This is a genomic window from Deltaproteobacteria bacterium (genome assembly GCA_026129095.1).
Taxonomy (GTDB): Bacteria; JAGRBM01; JAGRBM01; order JAGRBM01; family JAHCIT01; genus JAHCIT01.
The window spans coordinates 183190-207882 of the sequence record JAHCIT010000003.1; the positions used below are offsets into that span (position 1 = coordinate 183190).

General features: G+C 60.8%; 24 protein-coding genes and 1 tRNA gene. 14 read left to right on the top strand and 11 right to left on the bottom strand.

Going from position 1 to position 24693, the window contains the following annotated elements:
- The first annotated feature begins 52 nt into the window (after positions 1-52).
- Positions 53-1393: a hypothetical protein gene (locus KIT79_05715; protein MCW5828795.1), complete on the top strand. Its 1341-nt coding sequence runs from the start codon at positions 53-55 to the stop codon at positions 1391-1393.
- Here the strand turns inward: KIT79_05715 and KIT79_05720 are convergent.
- The 3 genes from KIT79_05720 to KIT79_05730 form a co-directional block, all read right to left on the bottom strand.
- Entirely contained in the window at positions 1380-2183 is an 804-nt protein-coding gene (locus KIT79_05720; protein ID MCW5828796.1) for a hypothetical protein, read from the bottom strand. The genes KIT79_05715 and KIT79_05720 overlap by 14 nt on opposite strands.
- Positions 2184-2281: 98 nt before the next feature.
- The gene (locus KIT79_05725; GenBank protein MCW5828797.1) at positions 2282-3064 is read right to left on the bottom strand and encodes a urate hydroxylase PuuD; all 783 of its coding nucleotides are present in this window, start codon (positions 3062-3064) and stop codon (positions 2282-2284) included.
- A 158-nt stretch (positions 3065-3222) separates the two neighbouring features.
- Positions 3223-4614, bottom strand: coding sequence for an MFS transporter (locus tag KIT79_05730; GenBank protein ID MCW5828798.1), 1392 nt, complete (start codon positions 4612-4614; stop codon positions 3223-3225).
- A gap of 130 nt (positions 4615-4744) precedes the next feature.
- Here KIT79_05730 and ptsP point away from each other — a divergent pair, with 130 nt between their 5' ends.
- Genes ptsP through KIT79_05745 form a run of 3 tightly spaced genes read left to right on the top strand, consistent with a single transcriptional unit; the run spans position 4745 to position 8831 of the window.
- Positions 4745-7126, top strand: coding sequence for a phosphoenolpyruvate--protein phosphotransferase (ptsP, locus tag KIT79_05735; protein ID MCW5828799.1), 2382 nt, complete (start codon positions 4745-4747; stop codon positions 7124-7126).
- A 3-nt stretch (positions 7127-7129) separates the two neighbouring features.
- A complete protein-coding gene (locus KIT79_05740) occupies positions 7130-7900 on the top strand; it encodes a glucose 1-dehydrogenase (protein ID MCW5828800.1) in 771 nt (256 codons plus the stop codon).
- Positions 7881-8831 (top strand): diguanylate cyclase, encoded by a 951-nt coding sequence (locus KIT79_05745; GenBank protein ID MCW5828801.1) that lies wholly within the window; start codon positions 7881-7883, stop codon positions 8829-8831. The genes KIT79_05740 and KIT79_05745 overlap by 20 nt, the downstream gene beginning before the upstream one ends.
- Positions 8832-8833: 2 nt before the next feature.
- On the opposite strand, the gene KIT79_05750 is transcribed toward KIT79_05745, so the two are convergent.
- The 4 genes from KIT79_05750 to KIT79_05765 all read right to left on the bottom strand — a co-directional run bounded on the left by KIT79_05750 (position 8834) and on the right by KIT79_05765 (position 11965).
- Positions 8834-9796, bottom strand: coding sequence for a deoxyhypusine synthase family protein (locus tag KIT79_05750; protein MCW5828802.1), 963 nt, complete (start codon positions 9794-9796; stop codon positions 8834-8836).
- Between the two features lie 85 nt (positions 9797-9881).
- Positions 9882-10802, bottom strand: coding sequence for a hypothetical protein (locus KIT79_05755; GenBank protein MCW5828803.1), 921 nt, complete (start codon positions 10800-10802; stop codon positions 9882-9884).
- A gap of 64 nt (positions 10803-10866) precedes the next feature.
- On the bottom strand, positions 10867-11403 hold the full coding sequence (locus KIT79_05760) for a hypothetical protein (GenBank protein ID MCW5828804.1): 537 nt from the start codon (positions 11401-11403) through the stop codon (positions 10867-10869).
- A gap of 127 nt (positions 11404-11530) precedes the next feature.
- Positions 11531-11965, bottom strand: a complete 435-nt coding sequence (locus tag KIT79_05765; protein ID MCW5828805.1) for a response regulator — start codon at positions 11963-11965, stop codon at positions 11531-11533.
- Between the two features lie 211 nt (positions 11966-12176).
- Here KIT79_05765 and KIT79_05770 point away from each other — a divergent pair.
- The 3 genes from KIT79_05770 (at position 12177) to KIT79_05780 (ending at position 13508) form a co-directional block, all read left to right on the top strand.
- Positions 12177-12252: transfer RNA gene (locus KIT79_05770), tRNA-Ala, on the top strand.
- Between the two features lie 37 nt (positions 12253-12289).
- Positions 12290-13006 (top strand): glutathione S-transferase N-terminal domain-containing protein, encoded by a 717-nt coding sequence (locus KIT79_05775; GenBank protein ID MCW5828806.1) that lies wholly within the window; start codon positions 12290-12292, stop codon positions 13004-13006.
- Between the two features lie 124 nt (positions 13007-13130).
- A complete protein-coding gene (locus KIT79_05780; GenBank protein MCW5828807.1) occupies positions 13131-13508 on the top strand; it encodes a hypothetical protein in 378 nt (125 codons plus the stop codon).
- Between the two features lie 3 nt (positions 13509-13511).
- Here the strand turns inward: KIT79_05780 and KIT79_05785 are convergent, their stop codons facing one another.
- The 4 genes from KIT79_05785 to ccsA all read right to left on the bottom strand — a co-directional run bounded on the left by KIT79_05785 (position 13512) and on the right by ccsA (position 18665).
- Entirely contained in the window at positions 13512-14996 is a 1485-nt protein-coding gene (locus tag KIT79_05785) for an AarF/ABC1/UbiB kinase family protein (GenBank protein ID MCW5828808.1), read from the bottom strand.
- A 67-nt stretch (positions 14997-15063) separates the two neighbouring features.
- The gene (locus KIT79_05790) at positions 15064-16347 is read right to left on the bottom strand and encodes a hypothetical protein (GenBank protein ID MCW5828809.1); all 1284 of its coding nucleotides are present in this window, start codon (positions 16345-16347) and stop codon (positions 15064-15066) included.
- A gap of 115 nt (positions 16348-16462) precedes the next feature.
- Positions 16463-17785: a glutamyl-tRNA reductase gene (gene hemA / locus KIT79_05795; protein MCW5828810.1), complete on the bottom strand. Its 1323-nt coding sequence runs from the start codon at positions 17783-17785 to the stop codon at positions 16463-16465.
- Between the two features lies 1 nt (position 17786).
- Positions 17787-18665, bottom strand: a complete 879-nt coding sequence (ccsA, locus tag KIT79_05800) for a cytochrome c biogenesis protein CcsA (protein ID MCW5828811.1) — start codon at positions 18663-18665, stop codon at positions 17787-17789.
- Between the two features lie 144 nt (positions 18666-18809).
- Between ccsA and KIT79_05805 the strand changes: the two genes are divergently transcribed.
- The 7 genes from KIT79_05805 (at position 18810) to pgeF (ending at position 24287) form a co-directional block, all read left to right on the top strand.
- Entirely contained in the window at positions 18810-19532 is a 723-nt protein-coding gene (locus KIT79_05805; protein ID MCW5828812.1) for a GntR family transcriptional regulator, read from the top strand.
- A 49-nt stretch (positions 19533-19581) separates the two neighbouring features.
- Positions 19582-20175 carry an HNH endonuclease gene (locus KIT79_05810; protein MCW5828813.1) on the top strand — a complete coding sequence of 198 codons (594 nt, stop codon included), beginning with the start codon at positions 19582-19584 and terminating at the stop codon, positions 20173-20175.
- Positions 20176-20205: 30 nt separating this feature from the next.
- Positions 20206-21180 (top strand): P-loop NTPase, encoded by a 975-nt coding sequence (locus KIT79_05815; protein MCW5828814.1) that lies wholly within the window; start codon positions 20206-20208, stop codon positions 21178-21180.
- The gene (locus KIT79_05820; GenBank protein ID MCW5828815.1) at positions 21152-22021 is read left to right on the top strand and encodes a helix-turn-helix domain-containing protein; all 870 of its coding nucleotides are present in this window, start codon (positions 21152-21154) and stop codon (positions 22019-22021) included. The genes KIT79_05815 and KIT79_05820 overlap by 29 nt, the downstream gene beginning before the upstream one ends.
- A 123-nt stretch (positions 22022-22144) precedes the next feature.
- Positions 22145-22405, top strand: a complete 261-nt coding sequence (locus KIT79_05825) for a hypothetical protein (GenBank protein ID MCW5828816.1) — start codon at positions 22145-22147, stop codon at positions 22403-22405.
- Positions 22406-22426: 21 nt separating this feature from the next.
- Complete coding sequence (locus tag KIT79_05830) at positions 22427-23476, top strand: RluA family pseudouridine synthase (GenBank protein MCW5828817.1); 1050 nt, start codon at positions 22427-22429, stop codon at positions 23474-23476.
- Positions 23463-24287: a peptidoglycan editing factor PgeF gene (gene pgeF / locus KIT79_05835; GenBank protein MCW5828818.1), complete on the top strand. Its 825-nt coding sequence runs from the start codon at positions 23463-23465 to the stop codon at positions 24285-24287. The genes KIT79_05830 and pgeF overlap by 14 nt, the downstream gene beginning before the upstream one ends.
- Positions 24288-24693: the final 406 nt, after the last annotated feature.

Genomic DNA, 24693 nt, shown 5'->3' on the forward strand with positions numbered 1-24693 from the left:
TGATAGTTCCTGGTAGACGCCGGAAACCGGCCTGTCATAGACTGACCCGCCAATGCCCCCCGCCTCCCAATCCTGCCGTCTCCTTGCCGCCGCGCTGCTGCTTGCCGTCTGTGCCAGCCCGCTACGGGGCTTTGCCTATGAACCCCGGCAGCCTGTCAATGCCGGAGTGTTTCCCGTGACTGTTCGTGCCGCCGAGGTGCCGTGGCTCATCGGCACGCAGGCGATCAACCTGTCGGCGTTCTCCTGCTTCGAGGGAAAACTGATGCCGGTCCCCGTCCAGGTGGACGAGGTCAATACTGAAGGGCGCATCGCGAGCCTGGACCCCCGCAGCCGGATCGCCCGGGACGATCCGCCGGGTATCCTCGACGCTGACGACGAGATCGTGTTCATGCTCCGGGACACCGGAAAGCCCTGCGAGCAGGAGCGGCTGGAACGGGCGCGCGGTACCCTGACGGAAATCCGGATTACCGCGCCTTATCTTGCGACGCCCGGCATCCTGTACCTGCTTTCCGGCTCCCAGCCGGTGGCACCGCCGGCCCTTTATCTCCGGTACGATTCGGTATCTTCCCAGGTGTCCACCTCCGCCTATTCATGGGGCTATGCGGCCGACCGGCCGTTCATGACCGACCGGGTGGTTTTTGCCGACCTGCGTGGACGCGAGACACAGGACGTCATGGACCGGTTCAAGCTCCGCGTACGTGTCAAGGCTGTCTCGAACCTGATGCAGCTCAGGCTGAACGAGGACGAGATGGAATCGGACCTCGAAGGGGTCCGGGCGGGGCCGATCCGGGTAACCCGGGAACTGGCCGTCCGCGTAAAGACCGTGCCGGGTTTCACCATCCCGGCCGTCGTCACCATGCAGCACTACGAGCGTCTCTGGCGGGTCCGCGTGCGGCTTCGTATCCCCGGAGCGGCAGCCCTGTTCGTGAACTCGCTCGACATGTCGCTCATCCACGACTTCATCGACCTCAAGGGCCTCAAGCTCGCCACCAGTGCCGTTCCACAGGGGACGTCCATTGACGGCCGGATGCTCGATTCCGAACGGACGATGGAGTTTGGCAGCGAACCGTGGTTCTACATCGCCGGGCAGGGCCTTCAGCTTATGACTTCCATCGACCTGGAGCCCGGCCTGAAGCTGAAACAGGCCGTCTATCTGGTGGACGACCCGGAGCTGCGCGAGCCGCCAGAATCCGTGCCGGGCGGGCTCCCGTCAGTCGGCTACCAGTTTCTCGGCTGGGAAAACCTCGAAGCCCGCTGGTACGAATTTGCTGCCAACATTGCCATGCTGCCGGGACTCCCCGAAGGCGGCGCCAGCGGCTACTACCGGGCGCTCCGCGCCCCGATGAAGATCGAGACCCGGCAGATAGCGGCTATGCCGGTCAGTTCGCCGTGAAGGTGAAGGCGGCGGCCACCGTTTCCTTTTCGCCGACGGTGACTTCCTGGGTGAGCGTTCCGAAGACCTCGTGCCAGGCTTCAAGCTGATAGGTGCCGGGAGGAACGCCGGAAATTGTCACCTCTCCCTTTTCACCGGTCACGCCGAAATAGGGGTGATCGACGACGCCGATAAACGCCGCCATCCAGGGGTGGACGTCGCACTTGGTCTTGATCATCACCTCGGACTTGCCGAACACCTTGGTGTCCATCTTCCCCTTGAAGGGCTGGGCGATGTTGAACGGACGGTTCGCCTTGGAAACCGTGTGGACGTTATGGAGCATGCTGTCACTGTTGAGGATATTGACCGGCTGGTTGACCCGGACTCCCACCACGCGAGGAGTATAGATGCAGCCCACCTGGTCCAGTTCCACCGGCTGATCGGCCTTCGGATATTCGTGGTTCTGCAGGCCGCTGCGGATATGCACGAAGCTGTTCTGCACCAGTCCGTCCTTGACGAGGACCGCCGTGGAGAGCGGCGGATTCCCTCCCCAGTGGGCCGCACATGCGGCGACGCTCCCAACCGGTACGGGCTGCCGCTCAGGCGCCGGGCCATCCAGCTTCACAGTCACGGAAATCGAGCCGACTGTCCCGGGATCGACCGGGCCGGCGGATGCAGGCGCGGCTTCTGCCTGTACCGCCGGTGCAACCGGCGATGCTGCAGGCACGGCCGGTTTTTCCTGCTGCGTACAGGACGCGACTGTCAGGATGGCGAGAACCGTGGCGATGCTGATGGGGAGACGGGAGGGCATGGGTGTCACTCCTTGCCGGAATGGTCCGGCACAAAAGGCTGAAGCCGTCCGGGGTATTCCCGCCGGACGGCTTCAAGGATTGCACGAAACCGGACAGATCAGAAGGCCGAAGCGGCCGGTTTCCCGGAAATCGTGTAAAGGTGCTTGGTGATCGCCCAGGCAAGACCGATCACGACGGTCATCCACACCCAGGCAAGCTGCCCGCCGTACATGTTCGGATAGTGGTTGCTGATCATCGCGAAGATGAGCGGCACGGACATGTAGGTGTTGTGCTTGGACCGGAGTCCCGCCAGCGCCACGAGGGCAGCGTCGGGCGGAGTGCCTTCCTTGACGGCGGCAATGATTTTACGCTGGTTCGGCCAGATGCGGAACCACACGTTGAATGCCATTGACGTGCCGAACATCGATCCAATATGGATATAAATGGCCCGTCCTGGCATTCCGAGTCCGTAGGTCAGTCCGGCCATGATCCCAACAACAATGACGTAGGTGATGACGACGAGCATCTCCTCATTCTTCGCCAGCCCGGTCTTCCAGATCGCGTCGTAGGCGAACGGAAGCACCAGCACGACCGCGGCGCCGGCCGCAATCGCCACGCCAGCGTTTCCGCCCTCGGTCACCATCATGGCCGACGGGTACATGTAGTAGACCATCATGATGAGTAGGATGCCGGTCACCCAGGTGAAGGCCGCTCCCCACCGGAAGAAATAGAGGGCACGCGGCAGGAGTTCGGGGTTGACCTTCTTCTTGGTCTCTCCGTCCAGAACCTTTTGCAACGGGCCGTTGACCCAATTAAAGAAATAAAGGTGTCCGATCCACAGCACGCCTGCGACGACGTGGATCCACCGGAAAAATGCTTCTGCCCAGGTATGTGCTCCCATAATCTCCTCTTTCTCTCCTGTAGTTGAAACCTGAACCGGTCCCGCAAGGGACCGGGATTAGCTGAATGGATGCTGGAGTTTTTTACCCCTGTTTGCCGCGGGGTGTCAAGAAACAGAATGAATCTGCCCCGTTACGCGGGGCATGGAAAGATCTGCCGTCAGACCGGCTCGGCCCTTTCGAGCGGAGTTTCAAATGTCCGTCTCGGGTTTCGCGGACGTTTCACCCGGATGAGCAGGATCAGGATCGCACCGATCGAGACGGCATAGGCGGCCAGCATGAGCCAGCCCTGAGGGAGGTAAGAAAGGTACCGGTCGTACATGGCCCCTGTCACCAGGTACATGACGCTGATGATCGCCACGTTGAATGGCGTCGCAAGGCCCGAAACCCGTGGGAAGGAGAGACGCCCGAACTGGTCGGCATGGAGCGCGCTGAACAGGGGCAGGGTTCCCCCGACTCCAAGGCCGTAAAGAAGGACGCCGGAGACCAGCAAGAGATCGACCGGCACCCCCAGGAAGCTGAACGGCACCAGCGTCGCCCAGCGGGTAACGGTAATCAGGACAAAACCGGCCACCTGCATCGAGACGGCAAAGATGATCGCACGCCGGCGCTCCATCCGGTCGCCGAGCGCGCCGAAGATGGGCTTTCCTATGGCGCAGAGCACGGCCATGCAGGTGTATAGCGTGGCCGCATCACCCTGGGTCCACCGGTAGCCGGTGTCGCGGGTGCTCAGGTCGCTGACGAAGGACTGGAGGATCACGGACCAGCAGGCCGAGGCGAGACTCAGCGACAGAACCGACAGGATAAACCGCTTGTCGAATGCGATTTCACGGAACTCCATCAGGCGGTCAGGTTCGGCATCCGGGTCGGCGGGAGGGGGTGTTTCTTCGGGAACGCCCAGGTCCGAAGGCCGGTCGTAGAACGTCAGCAGCACCAGCGGCAGCACGGTTATCACCAGAAGGGCGGCATTGATCCGGTAAGCTTCACGCCAGCCGTAATGGTTGAGAAGGTACTGGGTAAAGGGAACGAGCGTCATGCCAGCGCTGGAAATCCCGGCAGACGCCCACGAGAACGACTGGGCCTTGTTCGCGGTGAACCACTGGTTCAGGGCCGCATAGTTCGGGATCATTCCCAGGAATGCCGTGCCAAGGGATGCCAGAACGGAAAAGGCGATGAAGAACTGGAACTCGGTCCGGGCAAACGAGATTCCCACCATCGCCACCGGAAGAATAAACGTGCCGGCAAGAACGATCTGGCGGGAACCGTACCGCTCGGTCAGTCTCGCCGCCGCCGGCCCCCAGATGGCCATGAGAATGGTGTACCCGGCATAAGCCGCGGTCAGGGTGGAGACGTTCCATCCGAGATCGTGACGGATCGGTTCCCGGAAAATGCCATACGTGTAAAAGATAAACCCGATCGACCACAGCCCGCAGACGAAGGCGACCAGTGTCATCGTCCAGCCGTAGTAGATACCGGTCCGGACGAGCCAGCGGCTGAAGGGATTGCCTCGAAGCTGGGCACTGGAGCCGGTCTGGGCAGGGGGGGAGTCCATCGGACCGTCCGCTTGTTAGGGTATCGGGCGAATGAAATCAAAACCATGCAATCTGGCCATTTTTTCGCCTGTTGCGGCCGGTGGAATACCGGATAATCGGCTATAGTGCAGGGCAAGGAGCCCTCCATTCTTGATTCATGAGCGTCCACCTGATCCCACGTCCAAGAAGCTGGCGCTGCTGGACAAGATCGCCAACCTGATTGCCCGCTCCCACGGTGTTCAGGACATCCTGGCAAGCATTGTCGTTTCGGTGGCCGAGACGATGGAGATGGACGTCTGCTCGGTGTACCTGCTCGACGAATCGGGACAGTACCTGACGCTGGCCGCGACCAGGGGGCTGGATACCGAATCGGTCGGCAAGGTCCGCCTTTCGACACAGGAAGGTCTTACCGGCCTCGCCATCGAGAAGATGCAGACGGTGACGGTCCGGAACGCACCGCTGCATCCCCGCTACAAGTATTTCCCCGAGACGCAGGAGGAAAAGTACTCCTCGTTTCTCGCCACGCCGATCATTCTCCGTGAAAAAGCGATCGGCGTCCTGACGATCCAGACGAAAGAGGTCTATGACTTTACTGTCGATGACACGCGGATCGTCACGACTATCGCGAGTCTTCTGGGTACGATTATCCAGAACAGCCGGCTTCTGGATTCGATTGATAACTACAAGGCCGCGGCTGACGGCTCCACGTCACGGTCCCGCAAGGCTGACCGCGAAGGAAAGAAGCCGGAGTCGCAGGCGGCGGCATCTCTCGAAGGCGCGCTGCTTCGCGGGCTTCCTGCATCACCTGGCGTGGCCATGGGGCGTGCAGTTGTCACGACGGCCGAGCAGGACGCCCTGTTCCTGGATGATGTTTATCTGGGTGAGAAGCAGGAACTGGAACGCCTCCGTACATCGATCAAGGCTGCCGAGAACGACATCAAGGATGCCGAAGCACGGGTTGCGGAAAAGCTGTCTGACGAGGAAGCCAAGATATTCTCCACGCACCTCATGTTCCTGGAAGACCCTGGCTTTATCGGAAAGATCGAGCAGCGGATCGCCGAGGGCAAGAGCGCGCCGCTCGCTATCCGCGATGTGGTCGGCTCATATGTGAAAATCCTGAGCGATGCGAAGGATCCGTACGCGCGCGAGAAGGTCATAGACATAGAAGACGTGGGGCGGCGGCTCATCACGAAAATCGTCAACAAGCCCCGGCTCGAAGTTCCATTCAATGACCGGTACATCCTGGTCTCCCATCTCATCACGCCATCGGATGCGGTGGAAATGGACCCGCAAAAGGTGGTCGGCATGATCTCCGGTCAGGGCGGCCCGACTTCCCATGCGGCCATTCTTGCGCGGAGCATGGAGATACCCGCCGTTGTCGGCATCGAGGACCAGTACCGCTCGATCCGTACGGGTGACTACGTGATCCTCGACGGCAATACCGGCAATATCCACGTCAATCCGCGGCCGGCGATCTTGAAGGAGTTCCGCCGGGTAAAGCGCGAACTGGACCTGAGCCGCCGGGAACTGGACGATGCCGGCACGGGCAAGGCCAAGACCACCGATGGAGAACGGATCCAGCTCCTTGGCAATCTCAACCTCGTTGCCGACCTGAAACTGATCAAGCACTACGGAGCCGAAGGTGTGGGGCTTTACCGGACCGAGTTCCTTTTTCTCATGCACAAGACCTTCCCGGCAGAGGAGGAACAGTTCCGTTCATACAGCCGTGTGGCGAAGGAACTGAAAACCCAGGGAGCGGTTATCCGCATCCTCGATGTTGGCGGCGACAAGTTCCTGGAAGGCCTCAATGAACGTCGCGAGGACAACCCCTATCTGGGCTGGAGGTCCATTCGCGTGCTCCTGGACCTGGTTCATGTGTTCAAGGTCCAGCTCCGTGCGATTTTCCGCGCATCTTCCTTGGGAAAAGTGTCCATTCTCCTCCCGATGGTCACGACGGTGGAGGAAATCCGGAAGGCCAAGGCCATTATCGAGGAGGTCAAGCAGGAACTCCGGCAGGAAGGCGTTGCGTTCGACAAGCATGTCCCCGTCGGCGCGATGATTGAGGTTCCGACGGCCGTACTCATCGCCGATGCGCTTGCCGCCGAGGCCGACTTCCTCAGCATCGGCAGCAACGACCTGACCCAGTACGCGCTGGCCGTGGACCGCAACAACCAGCGGGTAGCGAAGATGTACGACAGCCTTCACCCGTCTGTCCTGAAGCTGATCAAGTGGACGGTGGAAGCCGGAGGCCGGGCCGGCAAGCCCGTGTCGATCTGCGGGGAAATGGGTGCGGACCTGACGGCCCTGCCGGTCCTGATCGGGCTCGGGCTCACCAGCTTTTCCATTGCGCCGCCCCTTATACCTGTGGTTCGTTATCTGGTGAAATCGCTTTCGGCCAAGGATTGCCGTGAACTGGCGGCGGAGGCGCTGACCTGCTCCACGGCGGCCGAGGTGAGGAAGCTCGTTGGAACGGAAATATCGAGGTTGCCGGCCTACCGGCTGACCCAGATACGAAATGCGATGAAGGGATAGGACGTGGATACGGCGGGAAATGCATGGGATCTCACGGGCAGAAAGGCCCTCGTAACGGGTGCCTCGCGTGGGATCGGGGAGGCGGCGGCCATCCGGCTGGCGAGAGCCGGAGCCGACCTGGTGATTGCTTCACGCAAGCCGGAGCAGCTTGAGACGGTGGCAAAGAAATGCCGCGACCTCGGCCGCCAGTGCTGGGTGCAGCCGGCCAACGTGTCGTCCGCCGAGGATATCGACCGGCTGGCGAAGGCGGCGGTGGACAGGCTGGGCGGCCTCGATATCCTCGTCAACAACGCCGGGACCAATCCGGTCATGGGGCCGGTGCTGATGGCCGACGAACGGGGCTGGGACAAGACGATGGGCGTGAACGTCAAGGGGCCATTACTCCTGTGCAAGGCATTGCATCCAGCACTGGCGAAAAGCGGGCGGGCGTCGGTGGTGAATGTCGCCTCGATTGCGGGCCTGAGGCCAGCCACGATGCTCGGCATATACAGCGTCACCAAGGCCGCCCTCATCATGCTGACCAAGGTACTGGCGACCGAATGGGGCGGCGCCAGCATCCGCGTGAATGCCATCGCCCCCGGCATCATCAAGACCGAAATGTCCAGGGCGATCTGGCAGAACGAGGCGCTGCTCAAGCAGGCAATGGCGGGGCAGGCGATCCGGCGGATCGGCCTGCCGGAGGAAATCGCCGAAATGGTGCTTTTCCTGGCCTCCGATGCGTCGGCGTTTACAACGGGCACGGTGATGGTGGCTGATGGCGGCGAAACGGCCTGAGCGGGCGGCACGGGCCGCGAGGGACGCTGATGTGGCAATCGGGCGCACCATACTGGTGGCCGAGGACACCGCTTCAGAGCGCAATCTGCTCCGCAAGATACTGACAGGCGCCGGCTACAAGGTAATCACGGCCAGCGACGGATACGAAGCTATCGGAAAGGCCATTCGCCAGAAGGTCGATCTGGCGCTTCTCGACATCGTCATGCCGCGGCTGAACGGGCTGGAAGCGACGCGCATGATCAAGGCAGAAGTGGGCGACCGCTTTGTCCCGGTTCTCCTGTGCACCCACCGGACCGATCTCCAGATGCTGGAGGACGGCTATACGAGCGGGGCGGATGATTACATCACGAAACCCATCGAGCCGATGGAACTCCTGACCCGCGTGCGTTCTCTCCTGAGGATCAAGGCGCAAAATGACCGGATGGCTCAATTGGCCATTACCGATCACCTGACCGGCCTGTTCAATCACCGGTTTTTCCACGAACGTCTGTCGGCCGAGTTCCAGCGGTCCCGGCGCCACCGGCGGGAACTGAGCCTCATGATGCTGGATTTCGACCACTTCAAGCAGCTCAATGACACCTATGGACATCCCGTCGGGGACCGGGTGCTTTCACGGGTGGGAGAGTTCCTGAAAGAGACGTTGAGGGAGAGCGACATGGCCTTCCGGTACGGAGGCGAGGAGTTTTCGGTGCTCCTGCCGGAAACTGGCGGGAAACACGCCTTCCAGCTTGCCGAACGGATTCGCAAGGGGATTTCGGCGATCACATTCCCGGAAAAACCAGGATTGCGGGTGACCGTGAGTATTGGCGTCGCCACCTATCCAGGGCATGGCGACCTTACCCGCGAGAGGCTCATCAGCGATGCAGATGAGGCCCTTTACGGTGCCAAGCGGGACGGCAGAAACCGGGTCCGGATGGCCGGGTCCAGGTAGCTTTATTGTCCCAATATATAGGCGAAGATCAGCGGAGCGACGATGGTCGCATCCGAGTTGATCTCGAACTTGGGTGTATCGACGGCCAGTTTTTCCCAGGTAATCTTCTCGTTTCCTCCGGCGCCGGAATAGCCGCCGTAGCTCGTCGTGGCGTCGGTGATCTGGCAGAAATAGCCCCACAGAGGGCAGTCCATTTCGAGATCCTGGCGGATCATCGGCACCACACAGATCGGGAAGTCTCCGGCGATGCCGCCGCCGATCTGGAAGAATCCGATGGAATTCTTTTTCGTGGTGGCCAGGTACCAGTCGTGCAGGGCGACCATCTGTTCCGGTCCCGTGCGAATGGCACAGGGCTTGGTGATGCCATCGATCAGTGTCGATGAAAAGATGTTGCCGAGCGTGGAGTCCTCCCAACCGGGGGTGAAAATGGGCAGCTTTTTCTGCCAGGCGGCGTAGAGCCAGGAATTCTCCCACGGAACGTGGTTCTTGTCCTTCCAGACCCCTTCCTCGAAGCCGCGGTAGAAGTATTCATAGGGAAAGAAGCCCTTGCCCGTGGCGGAAGCCTCCTTCCAGTAGCCTTCCATCACTCCCTGTATGTCACGGATGACAGTTTCCGGAAACGCGCAGTCGGTCACGCGGTTGAAGCCGTCCATGAGGAGCTTTTCCTCATCCTTGGCCGACAGGTTGCGCCAGTCCGGCACCTGCCGGTAGTCGTCGTGGGCGACGAGGTTGAACACATCTTCCTCAAGGTTCGCTCCGGTGCAGGTGATAGCATGCACCTTGTCCTGCCGGATCATCTCCGCGAGCGTGATGCCCAGTTCGGCCGTACTCATGGCACCGCCCAGTGTGATCATCATTTTCCCGCCCTGTTCCAGGTGCCGGATATAGCCCTGTGCGGCGCGGACGGTTTCGCCGGCATTGAAGTGGCGGTAGTTGCGGTCCATGAAATTCCGGATCGGTCCCATGTGCTTGATTCCCCGTTTGAAAAAATCGTCCGGCCTCAGCCGGAGGGAAATCCTGTAGCAGAGGGGAGGGGGAAAGTGAAAGGTTTCAGGCGGCCCGGAATTCGGTAAATCCGGTCCCGGCAAAAGTCCGGCCGGGAGCATCGCGCCAGCGCCCCTCGAAGCCGAAACCCATGAAACCACCCTGTGGCAATACCGGAGCGGGTGGCGTGGAGCGGCGTGCCTCATAGTCAAAACGGCGCGGCCCCAGCATCATCGTTCCCTTCCAGATAGAAGGTGTTCGCCGCCCGTCGAGAATCTCCCATTCAGACACCCGAACTTTCATTCCCCGGCCATACTGGAAAGCGGTTCCGGGGGCGGTGCCGCCGCTCCGCAGCCCCAGATTCCTGCCAAAGAGACTGGTGGCAAGCCCCGCGCAGGCAGTTCCGTCCTCGAAGGCGAGCACGTCCCACTGCCAACGGCCGGGAGACAGCCGCCCGGGATCGAACGGAACCTCGCCGCCCCATGCATGCTCGACGATGCCAAGACCGGTATGGCGCGAGCCGTTTTTTTCGAACTCCAGGGACCCGAACACTCCCCAGTACGAGAGCACGGGCTGCATATGGATCCACCACAGCACGTCACGGCTCCGGGTTCTTGCAACAAATCCCGGTTCCCGCGAGGTCAGCGTCAGCGAGGGCCAGGTGCCCTGCCAGTCGAGTCCGGTTTCGGTCCGCAGCCCCCATCCATCCCGGCTCCGGTCGAAGGTTTCCCTCGGCAGCTTGCGGCGGACTTCCTCGACACCGTTTTCATGGCCGAACAGGATCAACTCCTCGCCAATGGTGCCGTCCATCGCCTCCAGTGCGGAAACGCAGTGGCGCCCCGGCGTCCGGCCGCCGGAAAAAAGCTGCACCTTGGTCCACTTGAGGCTGGAACCGGCCGGAAAAATCCCGATGAGGAAAAATGCTTCCCAGGCTGCCGGCGGCGAGCAGCGTCGCAGAACCGCAGGCTTTAGGGATGCTGCATCCACCCGCTCATTGTATCCGGTGGCACCGGAATCGTAATGGGGAAAAGCTGCGGGCCCTGAAGCCGGTTCAGAACAGGTATTTCACCTGAAGCACATGCCAGCGGTAGATGAAGTGGTCCCGGACGCCGAACGGAATAGTGAACTCCATGCTGGAAGAGAGGGCTATATTCGCATGAATGTAGTAGTTCGCCCCGCCGGTCATCTGGATCTGTATACCGGCATCGGCACCACGCCGCCCATCCGGGTCAGCGATGATAATTCCGCCGCCCACGCCTACCCACGGCTTGAGGTTTTTCACCACCGCGTCGTTCCCGGTCAGGTCGAGCGTGTACCGGCCTTCGGCGCTGATGGTATAAATCTCGGCCCCGTCCGGAATCGAAATACTGAACTTGGGCGCGACGCTGAGATTCTTGGTGGCGTAATACTCGGCTTCCAGTCCCATGTTGAACCCGGTCGGGCTCAGGATGAATCCCGGGCCGATGCCGATCTGGAACCGCTTGTCACGCTTTTCTCCCAAGGCGCTGGCAGATTGTGGAAGCGCCAGGAGAGCGGCGAACAGCAGTACCAGAGATGTCACAAAGCAGCGGTTTGCATGGAGCTTCATAAAGACCTCCCGATATGCGGGTGTATCGAAACAATACTAGGCGGGTTATTTTGGGCAGGAAAGTATGCCAGCGGCAATAATTCAATTAACTGGGCAGGGGATTCCGGATGAATCCGGTAATACCCGGTCACTCGGTAGCGGCGTCATCACCGGACGGGACATCGGCGGCCGCTTCGAGTTCATCCAGTTCCTGTTCGGACAGGACCATATCCAGCTTTTCGAGCATCGATTCCCGGGTCATCGGCTTCACGACGTAGGCATCGCACCCGGCCTGGAAACAGCGCTTGAGACTCTTGTCCTCGGCATCGCCAGTTACGATGATGACAGCCGTGCGTTCGAGCCCCGGCAGGGTCTTGATCGTCTTGCAGACAGCATCGCCATTCAGGCCGGGCAGGTTGAGATCCAGGAACACCACGTTGGGCTTTTCCGTTTTGACCAGTTTCAGGGCATCGAGCCCGTTGAGTGCCTCGGAGATTTCAAGGTCGCGGCCATCGAGGAAGGCGCGTTCCTGGTCGATAATCCCCTGAACATCGTCAACGAGTAGGATTTTGGCTTTCGGCATCGACTCTCCAGGGATCGGCTTCAGCAGGCGCACGGTCTGCCATCTGTATTATCCGGAAATCCAATCCGCCGGTGCCTGTGCTTATAGCCAGTCTGGCGCGGAGAGGCTACAGGGAAATACCCAGTCTAAACCGGGACTTGACTTGGCGGGCCGCTCCTGACCACATATGGTCCCGCTGGTGGCCGCTTTGATGGCTGCCGGACCCGTACAAGGGGCTGTAGCTCAGTTGGGAGAGCGCCTCGTTCGCAATGAGGAGGTCGTCGGTTCGATCCCGATCAGCTCCACCATCCATCCCTGCCAGAATGACAAAGAGGTCTTTGCGCCATGGAAGCCGTCACGCTTTACCAGTTCGAACTGTGCCCGTTCTGCCACAAGGTGAAGGCCGGCCTTGAGCTGAAGGGCGTCCCCTACCGGAAGGTGGAGGTGAACCCACTCAACAAGAAGGAACTTCCGCCGCTGCCGCAGGGGTCGCCGAAGAAAGTGCCCGTCGTCACCCTGAACGGAAAACTGGTGGAGGATTCCACGGCGATTCTGAAAGCTCTGGACGAGCAGGTGAAGGGACCGGTCACTTTCCTGCCGGCCGATCCGGAAGCCCGGGCCAAATCGGAGATGATCGAACAGTGGGTCGATGACGACCTGACGTATGCGCTTCCCACCGTGATCTATGGAACCCGCGAGGAGGCATTCAAGGCGGCGCAGGTGACGGCCCGCACCTCCAACTTCGGGTTCTTCCAGAACCTCATGGTTCGGGCCGGCGGCTCGCTCATCATGTACCAGGTGTCCAAGCGGATTCTGAAGAAGCGGAACCAGACCGATGGCCACGCCTGGGTGCGCAAGGAACTGGACCGTTTTGAGGGCTGGCTGGGTGACCAGCCGTTCGCCTGCGGCAGCGAGCCCACGCTCGCCGACGTGGCGGTCCACGGCGCGCTCAAGTGCATCGAGGAGTTCCCCGCCTTTGGCGAGGCGATGTCACGCCCGAAACTGAAGGCGTGGTTCGACCGGGTGCAGAAGCTCCGCGACCAGAACCGGGCGAAGGCTTAGTTTTTTCACTTTCCTTCACGGCTTTTCATCCCCGCTTAAGCGTTCTTTTCCCTTCCCTTGGTAGGATCGGTTTTGCCAGACGAGAGGGCCAGGCCGTCATCCAGACCAAGGGGGAATGGACGCCGTGAAAGCGCTCAAGTTTCTGATTGCCCACGAAAACCCTGTATTCCGCCGGATCCTGAAGCGTTATCTCGAATACCGCGGGTTCACGGCCATTCTGGCGGGAAGCGCCGTGGAGGCAGAGACGATCTCCCGGCTTGAACAGCCGGATATCGTTGTTGCGCCGGAAAAAATGGCAATCCATGGAAAGCTCAGGCTCGATGGACTGGTCCCGCCGGGGGCGGGCAGTCCGCTGACCATACTGCTGTCCGAAGCCGGACCGGAAACTGCCGACACGCCGGCCGCCGGAAGGGTCCTGCGGCTCAGCCGCCCGGAATTCATGGAACTGCTGCGGATCGGCCCGGCCCTCTTCGCGATCCTGGCAGGAATTGTCCAGCAGTAGGGATCAGGCCGCCTGGTCACGGGCCAGGACGCGCCGGGCAGGCATCTTCCGGGCCGACATGAACTTTTCGTCGAGCCTGATGCCGAACCGGGCCACCGAGGGCGGCCGGTTTTCTTCCTCAAGGATATAGCGGAGATAGCACTCGTGGAAATTGCCTGAAGCGCCGAGCTTCTGGAAGATGGCGTTCAGGCCGAACGTAATCCGGTTGAAGAAGATAAGTTCCGGCGGCAGGTTCATCTGCCGGAGCTTCACCGGGTCCATGATGTCGCGTGCGCGGGAGACCCATTCGGCAGTGAAGGTGAACACCTCGTTCTTGATAAACGGGGCGGCGTGATAGCTGAAAAACTCCCACATCCAGTCCTTGTCATAATTCCGGCCGGGCAGGACGATTTTTATTTTCTGGATGTAGTCGTGGAACGTCGCATGGTCACCTTCGACAAGGGCCCGGTTGAGCCGGAGCAGGTCCGTGATGAAAGCGGGTTCGAAATACTTGATGCAGCCGAAATCGAGGAAGGTGATCCCGCCGTCCTCATGGAACAGGTAGTTGCCGGGGTGCGGATCGCCGTTGAAGACGAAAAACCGGTTCATGGAATCGAATACAAAATCGTTCAGCACGTAGATGGCCGTCTCGCGTTCCCTGCTGTTCGACTGCTTGAGGAAATCGTAGAAACTGAGCCCCCGCTTGAACTCCTGGCAGAGGACCTTCTTGGCCGAGAATTCCGGGTAAACCCGCGGGATATGAATCAGGGGGTGCCCGTTCCAGAGTTCATGAAAAACCTGCTGGTTGCGAAGTTCCTGCCGGTAGTCCAGTTCATCCAGCAGCCGCTCCTTCAGTTCGGCCACGACGGCGTTGGCGTCGATATTCTTGTTGACGCTGCTGATCATGAACGCGAGCCCCTGCGATGCCTTCAGGTCGTTCTCGATCGCCGTGTCGACTCCCGGGTACTGCACCTTTACCGCCACGTGCGAACCGTCGTGGAGCTGGGCCTTGTGGACCTGTCCGATGGATGCCGCGGCGAGCGGCTCCTCGTCGAAATGCCTGAAAAACTTTCCGATGTCGCCCTTCAGCTCCGATTCGATCACGCCGCGGACCAGGCTGAATGCCATCGGCGGGGAATCCTTCTGGAGACTCTGCAGCATCTCGCGGGCCTGCGGCGGAAGGTCGTCGTTGGTGAACGAGACAATCTGGCCGAGCTTCATGAACACGCCCTTCATGCTGCCCATGACCTTGACGGCTTCTTCCGCCGACTGGATGTGATACTGCTCCTCAAGACGCTTTTTCTGTTCATGGCTGGCAATCATCTGGCGGAACCGGAGCCAGAGCTTGCGGAAGACGGAGCGGGTGACCAGCGACCCCACCAGCGTCGAACGGGTCGCCATCGAGGTGGAAATGCCGGCCTCGTTCCGGTGCATGGCCACCCGGCCAAGCCAGAACAGGATACCAGCGGCGGTAATCAAGGCGGCAGCGATAAGAAGATATGCGCCCATTCCGGGCCTCCCGGCCTGCGATTGTTGCCGATTTTCCCTTAAAGGGAAGGGGGCGTACCGCTACCGGTCAGTCATGGTGTCCGTGACGGCCGTGATGCCCTTCATGGGTTCTGCCATGCTGGCCGATGGTGAACTGAAGCTGCCCGAACAGTTCATGCACCCCGCCAGCCAGGGCCAGCTTGTCGTAATTGTACTGCATGCGAAGCCGGACGAACTCGGAGAAGTGGTACGACACCGACGAGCCGATACGCCACTGTTCCAGTCCGGTGTGGAACCCGGTCAGTTCCGGGTTGGCGATCAGGGGCGGATTGGGTCCGCGAAGGGTTGACGGAAGTCCCACGTAGTCGAAACGGGCAGCCAGCTGCCAGTGTTCATCCGGGCAAACCTCGACAGCCGTGTAGATTCCCCCTTCAGCAAGACGTCCACCGGGCAGTTCCGCTTCCCGGTGGATGTATTCAGCCTGGAATGCCGCATACCGGTGGTGATCCCGGTCGTGCCACCGGAGCTGGATATCACCTCCCCACAGATAGGTGCGGTTCCGGCTCCAGAATGCCGGTCCGGCAGAATCGTTCGGTCCCTGGGCAAACGATCCGCCGAGCCGCAGGTACAGGGATTCGGAGATATCCCAGTCCTGCCTGAGATGCAGGTTCGTGAGGAAGTGCCGCAGGCTTTCCGTGCTTTCGGCCGGAACGCCGAAACTCACGTCGTTGTCGGCCGTCTGGATAGAACCCGTCAGTTCCACATGCCAGGGCAGGGGAAGTTCCCAGGACAGTTCCGCGCCAAGCCCCCGGAGCTGTTCTCCGCCGAAGAACCTGCGGTTGACGAGCGGCATGTCCACAAATGGCGAGGCTTCAAGAAAGTGCACGGTATTGAACTGCCCGAAAGCGGTATAAAACTGCCCGGCACGGGCACTGAATCCGCCCGGAATCTCGCGTGCAGTCAGAAAGCCTTCCTCGATTTCAACACCGTCACGGTCAAAGGCAAGGAACAGGTCGGCACGGAAGTGGTGATCCAGCTCTGCCTGGAAGGCGATTTCGAGGGCCTGGAGCTGCATGCCGAACCCCCTGGTCAGGGAGAACGGTTCATGTTCATCGAGGCGCGGCGTCGGCGCGTCTGAGTAGTAGTGGAAGTTCTGTACCCAGTTGGCGGAGATATCGACAACGGAATCTCCGGCGCGAAGCTGTGGCCGTTTCAGGGTTTCCCGCCAGCCGGGTTTATCTTGCGGCTGTTCCTGTTCGGTGGGCTGCTCCGAACCGGGCGTGGCCGGCGGAGTATCACCGGCTATGGCTTGAGCGGGGGAACCCGCCAGAAGGGAAACCACAAGGGTTGCCTGTACAAATCTTTTCAGCATGGCAGACTGTCGGAATCCTTATTGCAAAACTATGCGTTTAATCGCCAGCAAACCAATACTGGCAGGCCGGGGGACTGTCAACCCCGGATTGTTCTGGTAGTGCTGGATTGAAAGCTCAGGAGCCTTCGGAGTTGTCGCTGTCTCGCTTGGCCATCACTGGGTTGGCAGTATCTTCGATGGTCAGGCCAAAAATCTGCTGGACGACACTGGCGGCGAGTCCGTCGGTGAAGCCTGCCTCTTCCTTCTTCAGCACAGTAATCGGCTCGTGTAGGAACTTCTTGAGAAGGGATTGCGTCAGGTAGTCGATCTTTTCGGCCAGTTCCGGCGGCAGATTGGGCTGACGGCCCATGACCCGTTCGATTTCGGCCCGCCTGATCGCATCATACTTGTTCTGGAGCTGGCGGATTGTCGGCACGACGCGAAGGCTCTTGAGATAAAGCGGAAATTTTTCCACCTCTTCGGCGACAATCTGTTCGGCCTTCTGGGCTTCCAGATGCCTGTTCTGGAGGTTGCGGGCGACAACCCGGTCCAGATCGTCAATGTCGTAGACGTAGCATCCCTCCACGCGGCTCACATCGGCGTCGATGTTCCGGGGGAGGGCGATGTCGATAAGAAAGACCGGCCGGTATCGCCGGGCCCTGGCCACTTCCTCCATGAGTGCATGGTCAATGAGGATATCCGGTGAGGCCGCCGAGGCAATCACCACGTCGGCAGTAACCAGGTGCTGGCGGATATCGGTCAGTTCGGCCGCCTGACCCCGGAACTCCTCGGCCAGCTTGACCGCATTGGAGAGCGAGCGGTTGGCCACGGTGATATTCCTGAGTCCGGTGGACAGGAGATGCCGGGCGGTTAGCTCGGCCATTTCACCCGCGCCGATCAGCAGGGCTGTGCGCTCGCTGAGGTCGTTGAAGATTTCCCGTGCCAGTTCAACCGCGGCGTAGCCGATAGATACGGCATTCTCGGCAATGGCCGTTTCTGTCCGGACCCGTTTCCCGACACTGAAGGCCCGGTGAAAAAGCTTGTTCAGCACGGGGCCCGTTGCCTCGCCATCGGCGGCATTCTGATAGGCGTCCTTCATCTGGCGGAGGATCTGTGGTTCTCCCACCACCATCGAATCGAGTGAACTGGACACCCGGAAAATGTGCCGGACCGCATCCAGTGACCGGTACGCATAGCTGTGATGCCGAAGCATGGTTGCCGGAAGCTCCCGCTGCCGGGAAATTGCCTCATAGACCTCTTCGGCACCGGCATCGGAATTGGCCGCCACCCCGACGAACTCCGTCCGGTTGCAGGTGGACAGGATGACCGCTTCCCGGAAACTGCCCTTGTGGATCAGTTCCAGGGCGGTTGCCCGGGCCTGCTCCGGCGTGAAGGCGAGCTGTTCCCGGATCTCGATATCCGCCGTGCGGTGGTTGACGCCTACCAGCAGGATATCCATGTCAGTCGGGCGCTCCCGGTTGTTTGGGTTCTTGGGACGGGGAGGTGCCGTGGAACAGCATGTCTCCCGAAACCCCGCGCACGAGTTTTGCGCTCATGAACCCCGAAAAGGCGACCGCGAAGCAGACGATGGATCCCAAGGCCGCCCGGCGCGCGCCGATGCTGCCGGTGCTCCGCGCCACCAGAAGTCCGGTATACAGCAGCCAGCACAGGACGAATACAACAGTGAACGGATCGGAGAATGTTTCGATCCGGCGGATCACGAACACCTTGATGATCCCCAACGCCAGGCCGCCGGAAAACAGGACATACCCCCAGTTGATTCCCAGCCGGTTGATCCGGTCCAGCGTGTCCAGCGGGGGAATGATGTGGCTGGGCGCGGAGTGCCGGTTACGGAGCCTCCTGTCCTGGAATGCATACAGTCCCGATGCGATGGCCGCGATGCTGAACAGTCCCGCGCCGATGGCCGCGGCCGCCACATGGACCGTCGTCCAGACGACCAGCACCGTGGCCCGTTCGGCGACCTCGATCTGGCGTTCCTGGGTGATGAGTCCCAGCGTAAGGTGCAGGGCCGCGAGGGGAACGGCGATGGCACCGATCGTTCGCGTATGGAACCGGTTGTAAAAAATAAGATACAGGCCGACTGTCGAAAGGGAAAGAAAGACGAACAGGTCGGCACTGGTCGAGAAGAGCCGTGCGTCGCGCATCAGGTGAACGAGCAGGAGCGCGATTGTCAGTGTCGCGCAGGCGCCGACCGTGCTCCACCGGGCGGTTTGTTCCCAGAATGGACGCCTCTTCTTTGCTGTCAGCAGGAGCCAAACGTGAGCCACGCCGGAGACGAACAGGAGGTGCAGGGCGATGATCAGGAGGATTTTATACACGGCGTCAGCTTTACCAAGTATCCATTAGCCGTTCACTGAATCAACTGGCATTTGTCATCCTGTGCATTTCATTAAGTGGTGAGGGTTGCCCTTTCACGAAGAAGTTGCATACAATGTACAAAGGGGCTGCTCTGGAGTCGTAAATTGGCGAAACCACTTCTGAAATTTGACAGCCATCTGACGCTCCGTGAGCGTATTGTCGAGACTGTCCGCGATGCGATCATCCGGGGCAACCTGAAACCTGGTGAACGGGTAGCTGAGAGCGAAGTAGCCCGGTCCCTTGGTATCAGTCGGACCCCGATCCGGGAGGCGTTTCGCCAGCTGGAAAGCGAGGGTTTCCTGACCGTAGTGCCCCGCAAGGGGGCCGTGGTCAGTTCCTTCAGCGAAAAGGATATCGAGGAGTTCTACGATCTGAAGGCGCTGCTGGAGGGCGAGGCCGCCCGGCTGGCCCAGCCCCGCATGGGGGCCCGCGAGATCGGCCGCCTCAAGGAACTGAACGAAACCATGCGGGCGGCTGCCGTCCGGGGAGACGCCCGTGCGGTATTCCGGGCCCATAACGACTTTCACCTGACCTTCGTGGACCTGTGCGGAAACGACAAGCTGCGCGACCTCATTCACCAGCTTATGTCCCAGTTTGCGCGTTTCCGTTATCTGCTGTCGGTCAAGGGGGAGATCGCCGACTCCCTGCGCCAGCATGAGGAGATTATTGCCGCTTTCGAGGCAGGAGATGCGCTCAAGGTGTCTGGTCTGGTGCGGGAAAATGCCCGGACCGGCGCTCAGAACATCCGCGATAAGATCCTTCGTGCCCCGGCGGCAGACGCCCCGGAAACCCCGGAACGCCGGGCTGCCACGGCGTCAACTCCTTGAAAACCGGCTGTTTTTCGGCCATTGATGTGGCCCGCGTATGTCGACGACTATCTTGGATTCGAGAGTTCTGGTACTGAACCGGCTGTTCCAGCCGATCAATGTCATTACGCTGCGCCGTGCGATCGTGATGTTCTACCAGGGGCTCGCGCGCGCCGTGACGCCGGAATACGAGACGTTCGATTTTGATTCATGGACTGCTCTCTCGGTGGCCGTGCATGAGGAACAGATCGGCCTCGTCAACGGCGGTATCCGGGTTCCGCGCGTGATCCTGGTCCGCCAGTGCGACTGGGTTCCCCGGCGTCATGTGAAGTTCAACCGGGCGTCTATCTTCGCCCGTGACCGGAACCGCTGCCAGTACTGCGGGAAGAACTTTCCGCGTTCCGAACTGAATCTGGACCATGTGGTTCCCCGCTCTCAGGGAGGCCGGACGACGTGGGAAAACATCGTCTGCTCCTGCATCCAGTGCAACCGCGTGAAGGGTGGCAATACCCCCGACCAGGCTGGCATGAGGCTGGTCCGGGAGCCGTTCAAGCCCGCCTGGTCGCCCATCGCCAACCTGCCGGTTTCGGTCGGAATACACCGGGACTGGACTCCATTTCTTGTCTCCACGGCCTACTGGAACGTGGAACTCCAGCAGGACTGATACCGGGCGGCCGGTACATGAGGCGGAGCATTGCAGTCAGCATCACAAAAGGTTCCGCACACCTTTGCCATTGCCGGCGGCAAGGGAGGTATCGGCAAGAGTTTTACTTCCGTCCACCTGTCGATTGCACTCGCCCGGCGGGGCTACCGCACGCTTCTGGTTGACTGCGACCTGGGCGGATCGAACCTCCATACCTGCCTCGGCATCCAGCCCCCGGCAGTCTCCTTTCTGGATCTCCTTGATGCCGAAACCCCCGCCCAGGCGGCCGGTGTCGTCGTCCTGACGAACGAACCCAACTTGCGGTTCGTCAGCGGGGCCAACGACCCCCTGCATGTCCCCCTGATCAAACCGGCCCAGCGGAAGCGGGCCATCGAGCAGCTCAGATCCTTGGCTGGGGACGTTCTGGTGCTGGACATTGGGGCTGGAACGAGCGGGGACCGGGTCGATTTCTTCCTGCACGCCGATACGGGGATTGCCCTGACCACGCCGGAGCCGACGGCCATCGAAAATGCCTACCGGTTCCTGAAAGCCGTGTTTTATCGCAAACTTGCACAAACTCCCCTGAATGAAAAAGCAAAGCAGTATCTCTCGGATCTCCTCTACCGGACAGGGGCGGGCAAGCTCCCCACGCCCGTGCAGATGGTAGCGGGGTTGCGGGAACTGGACCCGGCCGGGGCGTCGGCGCTCATGGCCGCTCTGGACCGGCTGGACCTTGGACTAATCATTAATCAGTTAAGGATTGACGCAGACCGGTCCCTGGGAACAGCGATGGCAACCGCCAGCCGCCGGTATTTCGGTTTAACGGTTCACAACTTTGGTGAAATCCGGTATGATGACCTTGTTTGGCAGAGTCTCCGGAAACGGATGCCGCTCTACAGCTTCCGGCCCGATGCAGCGGCCGTTGCGGATATAGAGCGCGTCGCGGACCGGCTTGCAGGGCGATTGACAGTTACGTCAATGGTGGACCAGGTGGAACGTGAGCAACGGGCTTCCCAACCTGTATGAATTGCTTGAGCTGACCCCCGTCGCGGGGCGCAGCGAGATCATCGACGCCCTCCGCCGCCTGCGGTACCTGTATTCCCCCGAATCCGAAGCGACCTACACGCTTTTTTCCGACGACGAACGGCAGCGCACGCTGATGGAACTGGATCAGGCCGAGTTTCACCTGCTCGACACGGAACGGCGCACTCGGTACGACCGCGAGGTCCTGGGTATCGGCGGCACCCGTCACGAGCTTCCTGTGCCAGCCCATCTCCAGGCGGCTCCGGCCGCGCTGGAGACATCCCGCCAGCCGATCGGTTTCCGGCCGCCCGCGGCTGAAGCGGCTGCCACGCCTTTGCCGCGTCCGGCTGTACCTGTGCAGACTGTGGCCAGCATTTCGTCGCTGCCGCCCCCGCCGCGGCCACAGCCGGTGGTTGCGGCTCCAGCACCGGCTGCGCCTGCAAACCAGCCTGATCCGGTGGCCCGTCCGGTCGCCATGCGTCCGGCTCCGGTAAAGCCGGCTTCCGTCATTCCGCACAACACCGCTCCGGTCCCGGCAAATGCCCCCGCCAAGAACCGTCCCGATCCGGCAAGCTTTTTCAACGAAGCCAACGACTATACCGGCAAGAACCTGCGCCGGTACCGGGAGGCGACCGGCTTCAGCATCCGCGAACTGGCTGCCATTACCCGGATATCGCCCCAGCACCTGGAGAACATCGAGGGCGACGAGTTCGGGATGCTCCCGGCGCCGGTTTATTTGAAAGGATTTTTGAAGAGCTACTGCCGTGTAGTGGGCCTGAACCCGCAGCCGGTGATTGACGGTTACCTGAACCACGTTCGGATATTTATGGAGTTACATAGGTAAAAGTGCATCTGCTTCGCTAGATAGATCTTCGCCGCAACCAGATCATTGACCTTTCCCGAACTTTCGTAATACTATCACCACGTTAGAAACTTCCGTCCCCGGAAAGTTCAGGTACCTAAAACCGTGGCCCTCATAACGGATCCCCAGGCAGCGCGTCGACTGGCACGAGCGATCGTCTCGGACGTCGAGCTGTACAACGGCGAAAAGATCAAGACGGCCATCGAGCAGGACAACCTGTTCGATGCCCTCAAGGATGAAATAGAGGAGGGCCGGGCGCTGTTCCACGAGCGAGTGGACCAGTCGCAGCGCGGCAACCTGTTTGATCTGGCGATTGTGGACGTGCTCCTCAAGCACAGTGCCAAATACAAGTCGAAAATCTGGTGATTGGCGGACCTGATGTTCGCAATGGCAAACCCAGCGGCGATGGACGCCGCGACGGCGGTTATCCCGTTCCGCCGCTTCCTGTGCCCTGATCCGGGCGGGGCTGTTGCCATGTCGTCATCCAGTTATGTCCGGCATTTTGAGGTTCCCGGCGGTTCTGACGGCCTCAGGCTCGACCGCTTCCTGGCGGATTGCGGTGCGGCTGGTTCCCGCGAGCGCGTCCGCAGTCTCATCAAGAACGGTTCGGTGACGGTGAACGGCGGACTTGTCTACAAGCCCTCTCACCTGCTCCAGCCGGGGGACGTGACGTCCATCCAGATCATCGAAGACACTCCCGCCGGTTCCGCGCTGAAACCCGTCGAGGCACCGCTCGATATCAGGTTCGAGGATTCCGAACTGCTCGTCGTGAACAAACCGCGGGGGCTTGCCGTGCATCCCGGCGCAGGCACAAAATCTCCGACCCTGGTCCAGATGGTGCTTGCCCATACGGAGCTGTCGCCGGTCGGTGCGCCCTCGCGCCCGGGTGTGGTTCACCGCATCGACAAGGACACTTCCGGCCTGCTGGTGTTCGCAAAAACCGAACGGGCGCATCATTTTTTCGCATCCCGGTTTGCCGAACATGCTATTGACCGTATTTACGACGGCGTCGTCTGGGGAGCCGTCGGGCAGGCGAGGGGGACAATCGAAAGCTCTCTGGGACGGCACCCTGCACACCGGACGCGGTTTGCGTCGGTCAGGCAGGGGGGGCGCCGGGCTGTTACCCACTGGAAGCGGGTGGCTGTCCGGGGGCCGGTGAGCCATCTGCGGTTCAAGCTGGAAACCGGCCGCACGCACCAGATACGGGTTCATGCGGCCGAATTGGGACATCCGCTCGTTGGAGACCCGGTATATGGCTGGAAACGGCTTCCGGAAGGGCTTTCCGGACAGTTCCAGCGGGCTGTCCAGGCACTCCGGGGCCAGGCTCTCCACGCCGGTGTGCTAGGATTTACCCACCCCGTGACGGGCGAGGGACTGAGGTTCGAGACGCCGATGCCGGAAGACATGTTGGAGGTTCTGCAAAGTGCCGGAATCTGATCTCACGCGGATCGGTTCATACCGGGTGATCACGGCTCCCGTTATGGGCCAGGTCAAGGGGCTTGTTCATGGCTTCGGAACCAGGAAACAGGCCGGGACGAAAAGCCGGTCCGTGGCGAACTTTGCCGCTCCGTTCACGGCGAGCGGCGCCTTCGACACCAAGTCCGCCGTCGCCGATCTGGGCAAGGAACTCGGGTTCGCGGCGAAGAACATCCTTTTCCCAAAACAGGTTCACGGGAACCGGGTACTGGTGTTCGATTCGGCGCCACCGGACCCGGAAGAGGTCCGGCAGACAGAGGCCGACGCGATCATCACCAACGTGCCGGGACTGCTCATCGGTGTGATGACTGCCGACTGCCTGCCGATACTCATCCATGACCCGAACCGGAAAGTCGTCGCGGCCATTCATGCCGGCTGGCGGGGCACCCTGAATCAGGTGGCCCGCCGTACGCTTGAGATACTGGTCAAGGATTTCCGCTGCGAGCCGGGCGATCTGGCGGTTGCCCTGGGACCGTCCATCTCCGGGCAGTCGTTCGAGGTGGACGAGTCGCTGCTGAACCAGTTCCGGCAGACGTTTGAATACTGGAGCCGCTACGCCCGGCCGCAACGGCAGGCCAAGTGGCTGATCGATTTCCGCATGATTAACGCCCATATGCTTGCGCTGATGGGGCTGGAAGAACGGAACTTCTGGATTTCCACCCACTGTACCTACCTGGAAAAGGACCTGTTCCACAGCTACCGGCGGGACGGAGAGCAGGCGGGGCGGATGTTCAATTTTATCGGTTTGAAGGCCCAGAAAGGGCGCTCTTGACACGGGGCGCCGTAATTTGTAGATATTAGCCCAATAGAGGGCGGACCCCATCCGGGACTTCATGGGGTGTTTGCCGCCACGGCCCATTAACCAATTCCATCACAATCCGGACTTTATCACGAGTAAGCGTCCGGCCCCGCCTCTCAATTAAATACCAAACCAACTCCACAGCCATATCCATCGACCAAGATCAACCAGAACACCAAGCACAACCATTTACCGCCGGACCCGGTCCGGAGTGCGGACAGGAAGCTGGAAAGCCAGCCTGCCCAGCGCCAGCCGGACGGCACGGACTCACCACCAAAAATGACGACTGAAGGACAGAGAAGGAAATGAACGACGATCGCAGGCCATCCAGGGGAAACCAGCGCGGAGGACACAGCCGGGGACGCAGGCCATCGGGGGA

Coding starts and splice junctions, on each gene's coding strand:
- KIT79_05775 (MCW5828806.1), top strand. CDS start 12,290: ATGGAAGCCGTCACGCTTTACCAGTTCGAACTGTGCCCGTTCTGCCAC.
- KIT79_05715 (MCW5828795.1), top strand. CDS start 53: ATGCCCCCCGCCTCCCAATCCTGCCGTCTCCTTGCCGCCGCGCTGCTG.
- hemA (MCW5828810.1), bottom strand. CDS start 17,785: ATGGATATCCTGCTGGTAGGCGTCAACCACCGCACGGCGGATATCGAG.
- KIT79_05720 (MCW5828796.1), bottom strand. CDS start 2,183: ATGCCCTCCCGTCTCCCCATCAGCATCGCCACGGTTCTCGCCATCCTG.
- KIT79_05760 (MCW5828804.1), bottom strand. CDS start 11,403: ATGAAGCTCCATGCAAACCGCTGCTTTGTGACATCTCTGGTACTGCTG.
- KIT79_05790 (MCW5828809.1), bottom strand. CDS start 16,347: ATGCTGAAAAGATTTGTACAGGCAACCCTTGTGGTTTCCCTTCTGGCG.
- KIT79_05750 (MCW5828802.1), bottom strand. CDS start 9,796: ATGGGACCGATCCGGAATTTCATGGACCGCAACTACCGCCACTTCAAT.
- KIT79_05725 (MCW5828797.1), bottom strand. CDS start 3,064: ATGGGAGCACATACCTGGGCAGAAGCATTTTTCCGGTGGATCCACGTC.
- KIT79_05745 (MCW5828801.1), top strand. CDS start 7,881: ATGGCGGCGAAACGGCCTGAGCGGGCGGCACGGGCCGCGAGGGACGCT.
- KIT79_05830 (MCW5828817.1), top strand. CDS start 22,427: ATGGCAAACCCAGCGGCGATGGACGCCGCGACGGCGGTTATCCCGTTC.
- KIT79_05730 (MCW5828798.1), bottom strand. CDS start 4,614: ATGGACTCCCCCCCTGCCCAGACCGGCTCCAGTGCCCAGCTTCGAGGC.
- KIT79_05785 (MCW5828808.1), bottom strand. CDS start 14,996: ATGGGCGCATATCTTCTTATCGCTGCCGCCTTGATTACCGCCGCTGGT.
- KIT79_05765 (MCW5828805.1), bottom strand. CDS start 11,965: ATGCCGAAAGCCAAAATCCTACTCGTTGACGATGTTCAGGGGATTATC.